Origin of the sequence: Curtobacterium sp. VKM Ac-2922 (assembly GCF_022815645.1) — a bacterium.
Classification (GTDB): Bacteria; Actinomycetota; Actinomycetes; order Actinomycetales; family Microbacteriaceae; genus Curtobacterium.
In genome coordinates, this window is sequence record NZ_JALGRO010000011.1 from 83,803 (window position 1) to 99,744 (window position 15,942).

Genomic DNA, 15,942 nt, shown 5'->3' on the forward strand with positions numbered 1-15,942 from the left:
TGTCGTCGGACTGTCCGGCCGCCCCATTGTGGCACAGCGGAGCACAGCCCGGATTTCTTGTCATCCCGCCGTCCACAAGGTTGGCCCAGTGATCCAGAGAGATGAAGAGAGACAAGGCTAATAACGCCTGTGCACACTGTGGACAACTCTGGGGATGCCGGTCAGCGAGCGGGAACTACAACCGTGTGACTTGTGAGTGGCCTGTTGACGCCCTCGGGATGAATCAATCTCATCTATCCACTTCCATCCCCAGATTCCACAGTCGACCCCATGGCTGTGAACAACCGCGCGGCGTGTCCTCCACAGTTATCCACAGGCTTTCCACACTGTGAGAAGTCCGGCGCATGGAACCGTCTCAGATGGTGGACGCGCGCCGGAGTGGGCCGATCCGACGGACGCGGGTCGGGCCTCCTGGCCGTGTGAACCGATGTTCTGACGGACGCGACCGCGCCGTCGTGAGCGCTGTGCTCAGCGGTACCGGCGGTCCTGCTTGATGCGGCTCGTCAGCTCGGTCACCTGGTTGTAGATGGACCGTCGCTCCTTCATGAGCTCCGCGATCTTCTTGTTGGCGTACATCACGGTGGTGTGGTCGCGGTTGCCGAACAGCTGCCCGATCTTGGGCAGGGACAGGCTCGTGAGCTCGCGGCACAGGTACATCGCGATCTGCCGGGCCGTGGCGATCGCCTGGGATCGGGACGAGCCGTACAGGTCGTCGACCGACAGCTTGAAGTACTCCGCGGTGTGGTTGATGATGTCCGTCGGCGCGATGACGTTGTCCTCGTCCAGCGTGATCAGGTCCTTGAGGACCGTCTGCACCAGCGCCATGTCGACGGCCGTCCGGTTCAGGCTGGCGAACGCGGTGACGCGGATGAGGGTGCCCTCGAGCTCACGGATGTTGCTCGACACCTTCGACGCCATGAACTCGAGGATGTCGTCGGGCACCTGCAGGTGGTCGGACTGCGCCTTCTTGCGGAGGATCGCGATGCGGGTCTCGAGGTCGGGTGCCTGCACGTCGGTGATCAGACCCCACTCGAACCGGCTGCGCATCCGGTCCTCGAAGCCGGTCAGGTGCTTGGGCGCGACGTCCGACGTGATGACGACCTGCTTGTTGTGGTCGTGCAGCGTGTTGAACGTGTGGAAGAACGCCTCTTGTGTGGAGTCCTTGCCCTGCAGGAACTGGATGTCGTCGATCAGCAGGATGTCGATGTCGCGGTACCGCTGCTGGAACTGGTTCGAGCGGTTGTTCGCGATCGAGTTGATGAAGTCGTTCGTGAACTCCTCGCTGGACACGTACCGCACGCGGATGCCCGGGTACAGGCTCTCGGCGTAGTGGCCGATCGCGTGCAGCAGGTGGGTCTTGCCGAGTCCGGAGTCGCCGTAGATGAACAGCGGGTTGTACGCCTTGGCCGGTGCTTCGGCCACTGCCACCGCGGCGGCGTGTGCGAACCGGTTCGAGGCGCCGATCACGAAGTTGTCGAAGTTGTACTTGGGGTTGAGGCGCGACTCCGGGCGGCCGGCGGTGCCCGGGGCGTCGATCTGGCTGGGGACGAACGGCGCCTCGATGTACTGGCGCGGCGCCGCGCTCTGCTCGACCGGTGCCTGCGAAGGTTCGGCGTACGACGGCACCGAGGGTTCCATCCGCGGCTCGGAGGCCATGTCCGGGTTGACGGTGATCGCGAAGTTCGCCACCGAGTCGTCACCGATGCGCGAGATCGCCTCGGTCAGGGGCAGGCGGATGCGCTGCTCGAGCATCCCGCGGGTCAGGTCGTTCGGCACCTCGAGGTAGAGCGTGCCGGCCAGGACGCCCTTCGGCTCGACGAGGTTGAGGAAGCCGTGCAGCTGCGGCGTGATGCGCTCGTCCTCGGTGAGCAGTCCGAGGACCGACGACCAGAGGTCCTCGACGGGATCGGCGGGCATCGTCATGTCGCGCTCGTCTCCTGGGCTCGTGGTGTCGTGGTGCTGCGGGCATGGTGCATCGTCCGCTCGGCGCGGTCGGACCGCTGATCAGTCCGTCGCGTGCTGGTCCGGACGAGGGAGTCTGGGGTTCTCAGGCGACCTCGTCGACGCCGTCGTACCGTCTGACTTCCCCACAGGGTTGTCCACAGTCGGGTCCAGCACCGTCCGAGACACTGCGGGAGTGGTGCTTCCCCGTCGTACCGGGCCGCAGGGCGGATCGATCACCCCACTGTAAAGGACCATGACGACTCCCACCGAACAGAAGTTGTCCCCAGTGTGGAGAACGCTCGCTCCCCGCTCTCCGGGTGCTGGCCGGCTGGCCGGGACGCGTTCGGGGTTTGACCTCACTGCCCTCGGTCACGTACCGTTGTCCAGTTGACTGCGGCCCCTTGGTCGTGACCACCTGCGTCAACCAACCACATTCGTGACGGCCAGCCTCGAGCAGCCGTATGGAGAAGATCATGAGCAAGCGCACCTTCCAGCCGAACAACCGTCGTCGTGCCAAGAAGCACGGCTTCCGTCTGCGCATGCGCACCCGCGCGGGACGCTCGATCCTGGCCGCACGTCGCGCCAAGGGTCGCACCGAGCTGTCGGCTTGATCTGATCCTGCTGGATCCGATCGCAGCACCTCCCGGCGCCGCGCCGGCCGGACCCTTGGTCCCGCCGCGCGGCGCTTCGGTGTGCCCGGGGATCGACACCAGCGGCGCCCCCGCCCGGTGGGTGTCGGCATGATCGCCCGCGCCAACCGCATCGTGCGCGGCGACGACTACCGGATGACGGTCCGTCGTGGTCGGCGCAGTGCGACCGGGAACGTCATCGTGTCGGTGGTCCGTCACGACGTCAGCGGGGCCGGACCCACGCGGTTCGGCTTCATCGTCGCCAAGACCGTCGGCAACGCCGTGACGCGCAACCTGGTCAGGCGCCGACTCAAGGGCATCGCCCACGAGCTGCTGCAGGGGCATCCCACGGGGTACGACGTGGTGGTCCGCGCACTACCAGCCGCTCCGCAGGCCACATGGCCTACCCTGCTCGAAGACGTCTCGCGATCGTTCGCGCGCGGTGTGGAGAAGGCAGCATGAACCGGACGCTCCTGAAGCGGGTCCTGTGGACCGTGGCGTTGCTTCCGCGCAACGCCTGCGTCGTCGTGCTGCGCGCCTACCGTGCCGTCATCTCACCGTTGTACGGCAACGTCTGCCGCTACCACCCCTCGTGCTCGCGCTACGCGCTCGAAGCGATCCAGCAGTACGGCGTCGTACGCGGGACCGCGATGGGCGCCTGGCGCATCGGCCGCTGCAACCCCTGGGCTGCCGGCGGCATCGACGACGTCCCTGACCGTCGTCGGCCCTACCTCGTCAACCGGTTCGGGTTCGTCCTGGCTCCGGTGCCGCAGCAATCGCAGTCCCCGGTCGGCACCCTCCGACCCATGCTGCTCCCCCAGCGCACTCGAAAGGCGTAGCCGTCCCCATGGACATCATCGGAACGATCCTCTGGCCCCTCAAGTGGGTGGTCTCGGCCATCCTCGTCGGCTTCCACTGGGTCTTCGAGAACCTCGGCATGGACCCGAGCGCGGGCATCACCTGGGTGCTTTCCATCATCTTCCTGACCTTCGTGGTCCGCGCCGCGCTGATCCCGATCTTCGTGCGGCAGATCAAGTCGCAGCGCCGCATGCTCGAAGTCGCGCCGCAGCTCAAGAAGATCCAGGACAAGTACAAGGGCAAGAAGGACCAGTTCTCGCGTGAGGCCATGAGCCGCGAGACCATGGCGCTGTACAAGGAGACCGGGACCAACCCGCTCAGCTCCTGCCTGCCGCTGCTGCTGCAGATGCCGATCTTCTTCTCGCTGTACTCGGTGCTGCACGAAGCGCAGATCAACAAGACCGGCATCGGCCTGCTGACGAACGACCTGGCGAAGTCCTTCGGCAACGCCTCGCTGTTCGGTGCGCCGCTGCACGAGACGTTCACGAACGCTTCCGGCTGGGAAGTCCGCGTCATCGCCGGCTTCATGATCGTCGTGATGACGGCCTCGCAGTTCATCACGCAGCTGCAGCTCGTCGCCAAGAACATGTCCCCGGAGACCAAGGAGTCTCCGATGTACCGCCAGCAGAAGATGATGCTGTACGTGCTCCCCCTGATCTTCGTGATCTCGGGTCTGTCGTTCCCCCTCGGCGTCATGTTCTACTGGCTCGCCTCGAACCTGTGGACGATGGCCCAGCAGTACTTCGTCATCCGCAGCATGCCGACGCCGGGTTCGGAAGCCGCGCTTGCGCGTGAGGCCCGCCTCGCCAAGAAGGCCCAGCGTCGCGGCGTGCCCGCAGGCGTGCTCGCCGAGGCCGGTGCCGGTGCCGGCGCCGCTGAGATGGAGGCCGTACGCATCACCACACAGCGTCAGCAGCCGGTGGGCAAGCAGCGCGCCAAGAAGAGCGGGAAGACCAAGTGACCGACCACGACACCGCCGCCACCCTCGACCCGGAGTCCACCGCACCGGTGTCCTCCGAGGACGCGCGTGACGAAGCCGACATCGCCGCGGACTACATCGAGGAACTCCTCGACATCTGCGACCTCGACGGTGACATCGAGATCGAGGAGCGCGCCGGTCGCGTCTACCTGTCCGTCACGGACGAGGGGAACACGCTGGGCGTCCTGGCCAAGCCGGACACGGTGTCGGCGCTGCAGGAGCTCACGCGCATCGCTGTGCAGGCCGAGACCGGTGAGTTCAGCAGGCTGATCCTGGACATCGGTGGATCGCGAGATGCTCGCGCCTCCGAGCTCCAGCGGCTCGTGGACACCGCGGTCGAGCGCATCGAGGACGGATCCCCGACGGCGTCGCTGCCGCCGATGTCGTCGTACGAGCGCAAGCTGGTGCACGACCTCGTCGCTGAGAAGGGCTTCCACTCGGAGTCCGAGGGCGAGGGTCGCGACCGGCACACCGTCATCACGCGATGACGGACGGTCCTGCCACCGCTGCGGACGCTGCTGCGCCGGTGCTCGAAGACGAGCCGGCTGCCGCCGCGACCCTGTTCGGGGACCGGTTGGCAACGGCGCGCTCGTTCACCAACGAGTTGGCTCGTCGCGGTGAAGAGCTCGGCCTGATCGGACCGCTGGAACTCCCGAGGTTATGGACACGACATATCCTCAATTCCGCGGTGGTCGCACCGCTCCTGGAGGCTGGTGGTCACGTTGGTGACGTCGGTTCCGGTGCCGGGTTGCCTGGGTTGGTGCTGGCGATCGCTCGTCCGGACGTGCATTTCACGTTGATCGAGCCGATGGAACGCCGGGTCGACTGGCTGACCTCCGAGGCTGCGCGGCTGGGCCTGGAGAACGTCGATGTCCTCCGGGGGCGGGCCGAGGAAGTCGCGGACACGGTGGTCCTCGACCAGGTCACGGCGCGTGCGGTGAGTGCGCTGTCGAAGCTCATCCCCATCACCGTGCCGCTCGTGCGTTCCGGCGGTCAGCTCATTCTGATGAAGGGTGCGCGCGTCGAGGACGAGATGGCTGCAGCGCGCAAGGTCATCCTCCGCAATCGTCTGGCGGATGTCGAGATCCTCGAGCTCGGAGTCGGTGTCGTCGAAGAGACCACGCGAGTGTTCCGGGCTACAGTTGACTGACGCCGCGTGGCGCTGAGATCGCCTGTTCGATCGGGTGCTGCGCACCACGTTCCACGTGAAACATCGAACCGGGGAAGAGGCACTCGTTGAGTTCATCGACCGACTACGACGCGTCGACACCACTCGCTCGCGAGATCGCTGATCTCAATCGCCGTCGTCGTGCCATCGCGACGCAGCAGTTCCCACTGCCGGCATCGACGCGGATCATCACCGTGTCGAACCAGAAGGGCGGTGTGGGCAAGACGACGTCGACGGTGAACCTCGCCGCTGGTCTTGCGCACGGCGGAGCACGGGTCCTGGTCATCGACCTCGATCCGCAGGGGAACGCTTCGACAGCCCTCGGTGTGAACCACCAGGCCGAGGTCGCGAGCATCTACGACGTGATCGTCGACGAAGCACCGATCGCAGACACCGTGCAGCGCTCCCCCGAGTCCGACACACTCTGGTGCGTCCCGGCCACGATCCACCTGGCAGGCGCGGAGATCGAGCTCGTGTCGCTGGTTGCACGCGAACAGCGTCTCCGGACCGCGCTCGACCAGTACTTGGCCTCGCTCGACGAGCCGTACCACTACGTGTTCATCGACTGCCCGCCGTCACTCGGCCTTCTGACGATCAACGCCTTCGTCGCGGCACAGGAAGTCCTGATCCCGATCCAGTGTGAGTACTACGCGCTCGAGGGGCTCAGCCAGCTGCTGCGCAACATCGAACTGATCGAACGGCACCTGAACCCCGACCTTCGCGTGTCGACGATCCTGCTGACCATGTACGACGGCCGCACGAACCTGGCCAACCAGGTCGCAGCGGACGTGCGGGAGCACTTCGGTGATCAGGTCCTGAAGGCCATGATCCCCCGTTCGGTGCGCGTGAGTGAGGCACCGAGCTACGGCCAGAGCGTTGTGGCCTACGACGTCAACTCGAGCGGTTCGTTGTCCTACCTGGAGGCAGCTGCCGAGATCGCAGCACGAGGAGCACAGCACTGATGGCACCCAAGCGGACCGGACTCGGCCGAGGCATCGGCGCCTTGATCCCGACCACTCCCGATCAGCAGGAACGTCCCGTCGACGTCTTCTTCCCGACCGGCGGCTCGCCCGCGTCGGCGCCGGCAACGGATGGTGCGACGGCTGAGCAGCTCGTGGCGGTCCCTGGTGCGCGCCTGGCGAACCTCAACCCGCTGGACATCAAGCCCAACGCGCAGCAGCCCCGCAAGGAGTTCCGCGAAGAGGAGCTGCAGGAGCTGGTGCACTCGATCCGCGAGATCGGCGTGCTGCAGCCCATCGTCGTGCGTCCGATCGAGGGCGCCGGAGGGACCGAGCCGCAGTACGAACTCATCATGGGCGAGCGTCGTCTGCGTGCCACGAAAGAACTGGGACTCGCGACCATCCCCGCGATCATCAAGGAAACCCCTGATGATGTCATGCTGCGCGATGCTCTGCTCGAGAACTTGCACCGCGCGAACCTCAATCCGCTCGAGGAAGCCTCGGCGTACCAGCAGCTCCTCGCTGACTTCGGGATCACCCAAGAAGAGCTCGGGCAGCGTATCGGCCGGTCCCGTCCGCAGATCACGAACACGATCCGACTGCTGCGGCTCCCCTCCCCCGTGCAGCGTCGCGTCGCCGCAGGTGTGCTGTCGGCCGGGCACGCGCGAGCGATCTTGGCCGCACCGGACGCGCAGGCGATGGAGTACCTCGCCGAGAAGATCGTGAACGAAGACCTGTCGGTCCGGCAGGCAGAGGCAGCAGCGCAGCAGATGGCGCAGGGAGCTCCCAAGAAGGCCCCCACGCAGCCGACCAAGCGTGACGCGCACTTCGTGGACGTTGCGGAGCGTCTGGGTGACCGGCTCAACACGCGGGTGCAGATCGCAATGGGGGCTCGCAAGGGACGCGTCACGATCGACTTCGCGAATGCGGCCGACCTCAACCGGATCCTCAGCGAGCTCGGCGCCCAGGACGTCGCGCGCTAGAGTTCGCCTCTTCGATGTTCCACGTGGAACATCGTTCGTGCGTGACATCCGGAGGGCTTACGTGGCACCTACTCGCCCGCAGCGTGTTGCGATGGTGCTCGGAGTCGCCGCGCTTGTGGGTGGAGCGGTCGCCCTGGCGATGTGCGTGTTCGTGGTGGTCACCGCTGGCGATGGCGGCGGGGTCGATTTCGCCCTCATCTACTACCTGGTCGCGGGCGCTGTGCTGATCGCCGTCGGCGCTGCAGCGCTCACGTCTCGACAGCCACGGCAGCGTTGACGCAGGCCAGCCATCACTCGGTCCCGGCTCAGCGACGGCGATGTTCCACGTGAAACCTAGGCGTTGTGGTCGCGGATGGCCTGTTCCGCCAGCTCTGCGTACGTCCACCCGAGGTCGAAGCCGGACACTGAGAGCGCCTGCGGCAGCAATGACGTCTCGGTCAAGCCAGGCAGGACGTTGGCCTCGAGGAACCACGGGGTGCCCGCACCGTCGATGATCAGGTCCACACGCGAGATGTGTCGGAGCCCGAGTGCGCGGTGTGCCTGGATGGCTGCCGAGGCCGCAGCCGCAGCGTTGTCGTCGGACAGCCGTGCGGGCGTGTAGAACGTCGTCTCTCCCGCGTTGTACCGGGCTTCGAAGCCGTAGAAGCCGTTCCGCGGCACGATCTCGACCGGTGCCAAGGCAACGGGACCGTCACCGGTGTCGATGATCCCGAGCGCGATCTCGGTTCCGCGAATGAGTTGCTCGACGACGACGTCATCGCAGTAGGTGTAGGCCGTGACCATGGCGCGCGGCAGGTCGTTGACGTCCGCGACCAGGGTCACTCCCTGCGCGCTGCCGCCGCGGGCCGGCTTCACAGCGAGGGGAACGGGGTGCTCGGCCGCGATGGCTTCGAGGACGCCGACGGCACCGAGTTCGCGGAACACGTCGTGGGACAGGGTGACCGACCGAGGGGTCCGCACGCCGGTCCTGGCGACCAGCGCGGACGCCGTGGGCTTGTCCCATGCCAGGCGAGCCGAGGTCGAGCGTGAGCCGACGAACGGGATGTCCACGGCCTCCAGGATGCCGCGCAGCGCGCCGTCCTCACCCGAGGCGCCGTGCAGCGCCGGCCAGACCACGTCGGGGCGGGACTCGCGGAGTGCGGGCAGCAGGGCGGCGTCCGCATCGCGCAGGTCGACCTGCCAGCCGTAGCCCGTCAGGGAGTCGGCGACGCGACGGCCCGAGCGCAGTGACACGTCGCGTTCATGCGAGATCCCTCCGGCGACGACGACGACGTGGCGACGAGTGAGCTCGGCCATGGGAGAGACCTCCGGAACTGCGGTGAACTGCGGAAAGTGCTGGTCAGGAGATGTTCGGCGGCGGGCCGCTGACCGAGGACGACGCCGGGACGACGGCGTTCGGTCGGGTGGCCGAGCCGAAGGTCTCGATGAGCTCGAGCTCGTCGTTGACGACGTTCGCGAGCCGCTTGATGCCGACACGGATCTGCTCGGCGGTCGGGTAGCAGAACGACAGACGGATGTGTTGCGCGCCCCTGCCGTCGGCGTAGAAGGCGGTGCCGGGAGTGTAGGCCACGAGCTCCTTGACGGCGCGGGGCAGCATGCCCTTCGAGTCGAGGGACTCGGGCAGCGTGAGCCACACGAAGAACCCGCCGTTGGGCCGGGTCCACGTCAGGTCGGGCAGGAACTCCCCCAGCGCCTGGAACATCGCGTCACGGCGCTCGGCGTAGATGCCGCGGAAGATGTCGATCTGACCCTTCCAGTCCGCGGCGTCCAGGTAGGCGTTGACGACGTACTGGCCGAAGGAGTTCGGCGCCAGGACGGCCGACTCGTTCGCCAGCACGAGCTTCTCGCGGATGGCGTGCGGTGCCAGGGCCCAGCCGACGCGGAAGCCCGGTGCGAGGGTCTTCGAGAACGACCCGAGGTAGACCACGCCTTCGTCGTCGATCGAGCGGATCGCCTGGGGCGCGGGCTCGTCGAACCACAGCAGCCCGTACGGGTTGTCCTCGAGGACCAGGATGTTGTTCGAGCGGCAGATGTCGAGCACCTCGATGCGGCGCTCGCGGCTCATGGTCACCCCGGCGGGGTTGTGGAAGTTCGGGATCGTGTACAGGAACTTCATCCGCTTGCCAGCGGCCCGGAGACGGCCGATCGTCTCGCGCAGGGCCTCGGGGACCAGACCGAGCTCGTCGGTCGCCACGTGGACCGTCTCGGCCTGGTAGGACCGGAACACACCGATGGCGCCGACGTACGACGGTGACTCGGCGAGCACCACGTCGCCCGGATCGATGAACAGGCGGGTGACCAGGTCGAGGGCGTGCTGGGACCCGGTGGTGACGACGACGTCCTCGGCGCTCGCGCGGATGCCCTCGAGCGACATGATGTCGACGATGTGCTCGCGGAGCTGGCGCAGACCCTGGCCGCCCCCGTACTGCAGTGCCATCGCGGCGTCCTCGGCCATCACGCGGTCGAGCGAGCCCGTGACGAGCTCACGCGGGAGGGCGGAGACGAACGGCATGCCCCCGGCGAGTGAGACGACCTCGGGCCGGGAGGCCACGGCGAACAGGGCTCGTACCTCGGAGGCGCTCAGCCCTGCGGTGCGCTGGGCGTAGGAGTCGTACCAGGGGTCGAGACTGTTGCCGTTGGTCATCGAGTTCTCCGTTCACTCGGCAGTCCAGCCACAGTACGACATGTGTGTCCGAAAGCCGGGCACGGGGACACAGGCCGATCCTGAACGTCTGGACCTGTCGACGTCCAGGCGACGACCGCCGGAGACGGACGAACGCCCCGCCCTCCGATGGAATGGAGGACGGGGCGTCCGGGTCGTGGTGCTGGTCCCTACGCGAGGAACTCGGCGAGGTCGGCCTCGAGGGCCGGCTTCGGCTTGGCGCCGATGACGGTCTTGACGACCTCGCCGCCCTTGAAGACCTTCATCGCCGGGATCGACGTGATCTGGTAGTTCATGGCCGACTGCGGGTTGTCGTCGACGTTGAGCTTGACGATCTCGATCTTGCCGGCGTGCTCTTCGGCGATCTGGTCGAGGATCGGCGAGACGGCGCGACACGGGCCGCACCACTCGGCCCAGAAGTCGACGAGGATCGTCTTGTCGGACTTCAGGACCTCGTCCGAGAAGGTGGCGTCGGTGACTGCCTTGGCGTTGGACATGTGTGCTCCTTCGAGAAGTCGTGCGGTGGATGGAACGGCGCGAGACGCCGGACCATTCCCTAGGCCGAGATGGTGACGGGCTCGACCGGGGCGTCGCCCTCGGCCTGGCTGGTCAGGTGGTCGTCGAGGTCCGCGAGGAACTTCTCGGCGTCGAGCGCTGCCACGGCACCGGAACCCGCGGCCGTGATGGCCTGGCGGTAGGTGTGGTCGAGGACGTCGCCCGCCACGAACACACCGGGGACGCCGACGGCCTTGGAGGTACGGCCTTCGACCGCAATGGTGCCCTCGGGGGCGAGCTGCAGCTGCTGGTGCACGAGGTGCACGCGCGGGTCGTTGCCGATCGCGATGAACAGGCCGTCGAGCGCGAGCTCGGAGGTCTCACCCGTGACGGTGTCCTTGAGCGTGACGCCTTCGACCGCGGACTCGCCGGAGATGCCGACGACTTCCTTGTTCCAGGCGAACTCGATCTTCGGGTCGTTCATCGCCCGGTCCTGCATGATCTTCGACGCACGGAGGGTGTCCTTGCGGTGGATGACCGTGACCTTGTCGGCGAAGCGCGTCAGGAACGTCGCTTCTTCCATCGCGGAGTCGCCACCGCCGACGACGGCGATGTTCTTCTGACGGAAGAAGAACCCGTCGCAGGTCGCGCACCACGAGACACCGTGGCCGGACAGGCGCTCTTCGTCGGGGAGTCCGAGCTGGCGGTAGGCCGAGCCGGTGGCGTAGATGACCGCGAGGGCCTCGTACGTCTCGCCGGAACCGACCGTGACCTTCTTGACGTCGCCGGTCAGCTCGACCGAGACGGCGTCGTCGTACAGGACCTCGGCGCCGAAGCGCTCGGCCTGTTCCTGCATCTTGATCATGAGGTCGGGGCCTTGGATCCCCTCGGGGAACCCGGGGAAGTTCTCGACCTCGGTGGTCTTCGTGAGCTCGCCGCCCGTCTCGACGCTGGACGCGACGATGAGCGGCTTCAGCTGAGCGCGCGCGGCGTAGATGCCGGCGGTGAACCCGGCCGGGCCGGAACCGATGATGATGAGCTGGCGCATGCCTTCAGTGCCCTTCCGTTGCTTCTGACCGGGTCAACGCATCCTACCGGCGGGGCATTCCACGGCGCCCGTGAGCGCGCGACCCACCGAGAACCGGCACCGAACGGCGACGGTCAGCGCCCGAGACGGCTCTTGAGCATGTCGACCGCGCCACGGATCTCGCCGTTCTTCGCGACGACGAGGGCTCCGAAGTAGACGAGCACCATGACGGCGCCGGTCAGGACGAGCGTGATGAGGGCGCTCGTGACGTCGGACATCGCGAACCCGTCCGCCGAGAACGCGCCGAAGAAGTTCGCGACGAGGACGCCGACCACGCCTGCGATCAGCGCGGCGATGACGAACTGCACGTGGGAGCGGGTGACGTTCGGCCCGTCGATGCCCGCGAGGCGCTTGCGGACGACCACCAGGGCCACGATGGTCTGCGCCGTGCCCGCAAGTGTGGTGCAGACCGCGATGCCGACACCGATGTGCTCGGCCGGGAACGCCGCCACCGCCAGGGCGCCGATGACGAACAGACCGGACTGCACGATCTGCATGAGGAACGGGGTCCGGTGGTCGTGCAGCGCCCAGAACACCCGCTGGATGATGAAGAGCATGCTGAACAGCACCAGCCCGGGCATGTAGGCCACGAGCACCCACGCCATCGACTGCGTCAGCCAGAACGTGTTCTCCCAGACCCGGGCGAACGACGTCGACATGACCACCAGGGCGACGGACGCGAAGACCGTGAACAGGCCGACGATCCGGAGTGACAGCGACAGGTTCCGACGGACGGCGGCCAGGTCTCCGCGTTCGGCGTCGTGGCTCATCCGGGTGAAGTACGCGGTCGCGATCGACACGGTGATGATCGAGTGCGGCAGCATGAACAGCAGCCAGCTGGTCGCCAGGGTCGCGTTGCCGGCGCCCTGGGCGAGCGACGCGACACGGGCCTGCACGATGCCCGCCAGCTGCGTCACCAGGATCATGCCGAACAGCCAGCCCGCAGCGGTCCCGGTGGCCTTGAGACCGACGCCCCGCCAGCGGAAGTCCGGGGTGAACGACAGGCCCGCTCGGCGCCAGAACAGTGGCAGGAACGCGGCCTGTGCCAGGACGCCGAACGACGCACTGCCCGCGAGGACAGCGATCTTCAGGGGCGTCCACGCCGCAGTGGCCGCGTTGACGTCACGGCCGCCGAACATCGCGATGAAGACGATCAGTCCAGCGATCGCGATGACGTTGTTGAGGAGCGGGGCCCAGGTGAAGGGCCCGAACACCTGCTTGGCGTTGAGGACCTCGCCGAGCAGCGAGTACATCGCGTAGAAGAGGATCTGCGGCAGGCACCAGAAGGCGAACGCGATGGCCAGGTCGGTCTGGGCGGCGGTGAACCCCTTGCCGCCGTCACCCGCACTCTGGCTGTACAGGCGCACCAGGACGGGCGCGAGCACGGTTGCCACGATCGCGATCAGCACGAAGACCGATCCGGCGAGCGTGACGATCTTGTTGACGTACGCGGTCCCGCCGTCGCTGTTCTGCTTCATCGAGCGGACGATCTGCGGGATGAGCACGGCGGACAGCAGCCCGCCGGCGATCAGTGCGTAGATGTTGTTGGGCAGTTGGTTCGAGATGGCGAACGCGTCGGCGGCGCGTGAGCCCGAGTTGCCGATCGCGTACGCCAGCACGAACGTCTTCGCGAAGCCGAGCACCCGAGAGATCATCGTGCCGGCCGCGAGCATCGCGCTGGCCCGACCCAGGCTGCGCTGCACGGGTTCCACCGGGTCGGCGGAACCGGTCGTGGCGAGCGGCTCGGGCTGCGTGGCGGTGATGGTGGGCTCCTCTGCGGCGGCGAGCGGGGTGCTGGAGCCGACCGTCGCCATGGCGGTGGCCGCCCCGGCGGGGTGATCGGGGCCTTCTTGCAGGTCGTCGTCTGACGGCGCTTCGTACAGGCGGTTCGGGTCGTCGTCGACGTCGTCCGGCTCGCCGTTCCGGCGTCGCCGGATGCGACGGCGGACGTTGCGGTAGATGCCCAGGCCGAAGATCAGGATGACGGCGATCGCGGCCGCCGCGGTGATGACGGTCTCCCACTGCGCCTGCACGTTGATCTCGACCGTGGCCGGATCGGCGATCCGCACCCCCGTCGCGCTGGTCAGGGACATCGTCAGCTCGACCTTGCCGTTCGCCACCGACTGCACCGGGAAGGTGACCCGGCTGGACGAGTCCGGCTGCACCGTCACGCGGACGGCGTTCTTCTCGATGCGCAGGAACGAGTTGGACGGCTGCACCGTCAGGAACACCGTGACGGGGTACTCGGACCGGTTGCGGACCGAGATGGGCAGCGATGACCGGTCGCCGAGCAGCGTGATGCTGCTGCCGTCGAGGATGCCCACGCTCGACACGACCCGCGCGGCCCGGCTGACCCGGGTGTCGACCGCCTGTGCGAAGCCGCTGTCGTCACTGCGCCAGGCGTTCGACGCCGCAGCGAGGTCGGCCACGCGCGCCGGCGCGGTCAGGTCGGCCGGCGTCTCGATCGCCGACGCGAAGTCGGTCAGGTTCTTCGATGCCTGGACCAGCCGTCGGAGCTGGTCGAGCCGGGCGTCGCTGTCGGACGAGCTGGCCAGCGAGACGGACCCGGGGGTGACGGCCGACGCGGTGGAGAGATCGGCGGGTGACACCCACGGGGTGGTCTCGAGTGCGTCGAGTGCCTGCGTGAGGCGCGTGGAGTCGGTCGGCCACGTCCGTCCGAGGGTGAGCAGGACGGGGCCGGTCGTGCCGCCCTGGCGTGAGGCGGTGGCGAGGGTCGCGGTGAGTTCGCTCATCGCACTGGACCACGCACGCTGCGAGGTGGCGGACGCGGCGTCGCGGAGCAGGTCGGACATGCCCTGGTCGGACACCAGGACGTGGTGGTCACCGATCTTCTCGGAGGCGGTGATCGTGGTGTCGGACCCGGCGGAGGTGTTGCCGCTGGAGACGATCGTGCTGGTCGTCCCGGCGTCGGCCAGGGCGGGCAGGTCGTCCGTCGCCACGGTGCCCTCGGCCGGCCAGGCGAGCGACGACGTCGTGTACGGGAAGTCGAGCAGCTGGGCCGTCGTCGGGAGCGTCGTCGGCTGGGCCCCCTGCCCGGGTTCCGCGGTGCCGCCCTGGGACCCCGCGCCGGTCTGCCCGGCGGTGCCGTCCTGCGGGGTGCCCGGGGTCGCCGTGGCGGAGGCGTCGGCGGTGGCGCTCGCACTGCCGGTCGGTGTCGGTGTCGGCGACGCCGTCGTGGCACCCGGGAAGTCGTTCGGGTCGACGAGCTGGTCGAGCGAGATGGGCGACAGGATGCCCGATGCCCCGGCCTGACGCAGTCCGGTGACGTCGGCGTCGGCGTACGACAGCGCGAAGGTCTCGTTGCGCATGCCCTCGAGGCGCTGCAGCCACGTGGTCGCCGTCGAGGGTGCGTTCTCGCCCAGGATGCGGATCGAGGCGATGATCCGGGGGTCGATCCCGAGCGCGACGTTGTGGTCCTGCGCCGCGTCGAGCTGCTGCGTCAGGGTGCCGTCGACCGAGGTCGCCGCCGCCAGGTCCTTCGCGCTGATCAGGCTGCCGGAGCCGGCCGGCATGGTGATCGGCATCGCGACGGACACCCCGACCGGTGTCTGCTCGTAGTTCGGGTACCAGGTGATCGCTGACCGCGCCACGGCCGACGTCGACCCGGCGCGGTAGTCGGCAGCGATGCGCCTCGCGCCGAACGACGAGTACCCGGACAGGCCGAGGTTGCCCGGCACGACACGGACGTCGTCGATGGTGACCGATCGGTGCGCTGGAACGGCCGGGACGTCGACCGAGCCCATCGATGCGCCGAAGTAACCCGTCGTGCTGGTGTCGGCGAGCCAGTCGCTGATGACGTCGCGCGTGCCCGCGTACTGCCGGAAGATGTCGAGTTCGGCGGACCCGGCCGGCAGGTCGCTGTCGGTGTCGTTCGTGACCGTCACCGTGAGCGAGAGGTCCTGGTCCGGCTGCACCACCCCGCGGTCCGCCGGCACGATCTCGACCGACGTCGTGCCGGCCTTGGCTGCTGCCGGGTGTGCGACGTGGGTGGAGACCGAGGCGGTCGTCGCCGCCCGGGCCGGGGTGACGGCGGCAGGCGTGACGACGAGGCCGAGCGCGACCAGAGCGGACGCGGCGGCAGCGAGCGTGGAGCGGAGGATGTGCATGCGTGTGGAGGGCCGGGATCGGTTCGGACCTCGCACGAGTGTATGAGGCCG

At 67.8% G+C, this 15,942-nt stretch carries 15 protein-coding genes; 9 read left to right on the plus strand and 6 right to left on the minus strand.

Annotation, left to right across the window (positions count from 1 at the left end):
• Positions 1-468: 468 nt before the first annotated feature.
• Positions 469-1,923 carry a chromosomal replication initiator protein DnaA gene (dnaA, locus tag MT346_RS13575; protein WP_374202528.1) on the minus strand — a complete coding sequence of 485 codons (1,455 nt, stop codon included), beginning with the start codon at positions 1,921-1,923 and terminating at the stop codon, positions 469-471.
• Positions 1,924-2,417: 494 nt separating this feature from the next.
• Between dnaA and rpmH the strand changes: the two genes are divergently transcribed.
• From rpmH to MT346_RS13620, 9 genes are all read left to right on the plus strand, one after another.
• Positions 2,418-2,555, plus strand: coding sequence for a 50S ribosomal protein L34 (rpmH, locus tag MT346_RS13580; protein WP_055951440.1), 138 nt, complete (start codon positions 2,418-2,420; stop codon positions 2,553-2,555).
• 129 nt (positions 2,556-2,684) lie between these two features.
• Positions 2,685-3,035, plus strand: a complete 351-nt coding sequence (gene rnpA / locus MT346_RS13585) for a ribonuclease P protein component (RefSeq protein ID WP_243563608.1) — start codon at positions 2,685-2,687, stop codon at positions 3,033-3,035.
• Positions 3,032-3,412 (plus strand): membrane protein insertion efficiency factor YidD, encoded by a 381-nt coding sequence (gene yidD, locus MT346_RS13590; protein ID WP_243563609.1) that lies wholly within the window; start codon positions 3,032-3,034, stop codon positions 3,410-3,412. Before rnpA ends, yidD begins: the two co-directional genes overlap by 4 nt.
• 8 nt (positions 3,413-3,420) lie before the next feature.
• Positions 3,421-4,392 (plus strand): membrane protein insertase YidC, encoded by a 972-nt coding sequence (yidC, locus tag MT346_RS13595; RefSeq protein ID WP_243563610.1) that lies wholly within the window; start codon positions 3,421-3,423, stop codon positions 4,390-4,392.
• Entirely contained in the window at positions 4,389-4,898 is a 510-nt protein-coding gene (locus MT346_RS13600) for a protein jag (protein WP_374202529.1), read from the plus strand. The genes yidC and MT346_RS13600 overlap by 4 nt, the downstream gene beginning before the upstream one ends.
• Positions 4,895-5,560, plus strand: coding sequence for a 16S rRNA (guanine(527)-N(7))-methyltransferase RsmG (gene rsmG / locus MT346_RS13605; protein WP_243563611.1), 666 nt, complete (start codon positions 4,895-4,897; stop codon positions 5,558-5,560). Before MT346_RS13600 ends, rsmG begins: the two co-directional genes overlap by 4 nt.
• An 86-nt stretch (positions 5,561-5,646) precedes the next feature.
• Entirely contained in the window at positions 5,647-6,540 is an 894-nt protein-coding gene (locus MT346_RS13610; protein ID WP_243563612.1) for a ParA family protein, read from the plus strand.
• The gene (locus MT346_RS13615; protein WP_243563613.1) at positions 6,540-7,520 is read left to right on the plus strand and encodes a ParB/RepB/Spo0J family partition protein; all 981 of its coding nucleotides are present in this window, start codon (positions 6,540-6,542) and stop codon (positions 7,518-7,520) included. The genes MT346_RS13610 and MT346_RS13615 overlap by 1 nt, the downstream gene beginning before the upstream one ends.
• A gap of 91 nt (positions 7,521-7,611) precedes the next feature.
• On the plus strand, positions 7,612-7,797 hold the full coding sequence (locus MT346_RS13620) for a hypothetical protein (protein WP_243563614.1): 186 nt from the start codon (positions 7,612-7,614) through the stop codon (positions 7,795-7,797).
• Positions 7,798-7,853: 56 nt separating this feature from the next.
• Here MT346_RS13620 and MT346_RS13625 read toward each other — a convergent pair whose 3' ends face one another.
• From MT346_RS13625 to MT346_RS13645, 5 genes are all read right to left on the minus strand, one after another.
• Complete coding sequence (locus tag MT346_RS13625) at positions 7,854-8,816, minus strand: D-alanine--D-alanine ligase (protein WP_243563615.1); 963 nt, start codon at positions 8,814-8,816, stop codon at positions 7,854-7,856.
• Between the two features lie 43 nt (positions 8,817-8,859).
• Complete coding sequence (locus tag MT346_RS13630) at positions 8,860-10,164, minus strand: PLP-dependent aminotransferase family protein (RefSeq protein WP_243563616.1); 1,305 nt, start codon at positions 10,162-10,164, stop codon at positions 8,860-8,862.
• 188 nt (positions 10,165-10,352) lie between these two features.
• Complete coding sequence (gene trxA, locus MT346_RS13635) at positions 10,353-10,679, minus strand: thioredoxin (protein ID WP_017887828.1); 327 nt, start codon at positions 10,677-10,679, stop codon at positions 10,353-10,355.
• 59 nt (positions 10,680-10,738) lie between these two features.
• On the minus strand, positions 10,739-11,725 hold the full coding sequence (gene trxB / locus MT346_RS13640; RefSeq protein WP_243563617.1) for a thioredoxin-disulfide reductase: 987 nt from the start codon (positions 11,723-11,725) through the stop codon (positions 10,739-10,741).
• Positions 11,726-11,838: 113 nt separating this feature from the next.
• Positions 11,839-15,891, minus strand: a complete 4,053-nt coding sequence (locus MT346_RS13645; protein ID WP_243563618.1) for a DUF6049 family protein — start codon at positions 15,889-15,891, stop codon at positions 11,839-11,841.
• Positions 15,892-15,942: the final 51 nt, after the last annotated feature.

What these genes read in the sequence shown, in the direction of transcription:
- trxA (WP_017887828.1), bottom strand. Translation starts at nt 10,679, where the DNA reads ATGTCCAACGCCAAGGCAGTCACCGACGCCACCTTCTCGGACGAGGTC.
- yidD (WP_243563609.1), top strand. Translation starts at nt 3,032, where the DNA reads ATGAACCGGACGCTCCTGAAGCGGGTCCTGTGGACCGTGGCGTTGCTT.
- MT346_RS13625 (WP_243563615.1), bottom strand. Translation starts at nt 8,816, where the DNA reads ATGGCCGAGCTCACTCGTCGCCACGTCGTCGTCGTCGCCGGAGGGATC.
- rpmH (WP_055951440.1), top strand. Translation starts at nt 2,418, where the DNA reads ATGAGCAAGCGCACCTTCCAGCCGAACAACCGTCGTCGTGCCAAGAAG.
- yidC (WP_243563610.1), top strand. Translation starts at nt 3,421, where the DNA reads ATGGACATCATCGGAACGATCCTCTGGCCCCTCAAGTGGGTGGTCTCG.
- MT346_RS13645 (WP_243563618.1), bottom strand. Translation starts at nt 15,891, where the DNA reads ATGCACATCCTCCGCTCCACGCTCGCTGCCGCCGCGTCCGCTCTGGTC.
- rnpA (WP_243563608.1), top strand. Translation starts at nt 2,685, where the DNA reads ATGATCGCCCGCGCCAACCGCATCGTGCGCGGCGACGACTACCGGATG.
- MT346_RS13620 (WP_243563614.1), top strand. Translation starts at nt 7,612, where the DNA reads ATGGTGCTCGGAGTCGCCGCGCTTGTGGGTGGAGCGGTCGCCCTGGCG.
- trxB (WP_243563617.1), bottom strand. Translation starts at nt 11,725, where the DNA reads ATGCGCCAGCTCATCATCATCGGTTCCGGCCCGGCCGGGTTCACCGCC.
- rsmG (WP_243563611.1), top strand. Translation starts at nt 4,895, where the DNA reads ATGACGGACGGTCCTGCCACCGCTGCGGACGCTGCTGCGCCGGTGCTC.
- MT346_RS13615 (WP_243563613.1), top strand. Translation starts at nt 6,540, where the DNA reads ATGGCACCCAAGCGGACCGGACTCGGCCGAGGCATCGGCGCCTTGATC.
- MT346_RS13630 (WP_243563616.1), bottom strand. Translation starts at nt 10,164, where the DNA reads ATGACCAACGGCAACAGTCTCGACCCCTGGTACGACTCCTACGCCCAG.
- dnaA (WP_374202528.1), bottom strand. Translation starts at nt 1,923, where the DNA reads ATGACGATGCCCGCCGATCCCGTCGAGGACCTCTGGTCGTCGGTCCTC.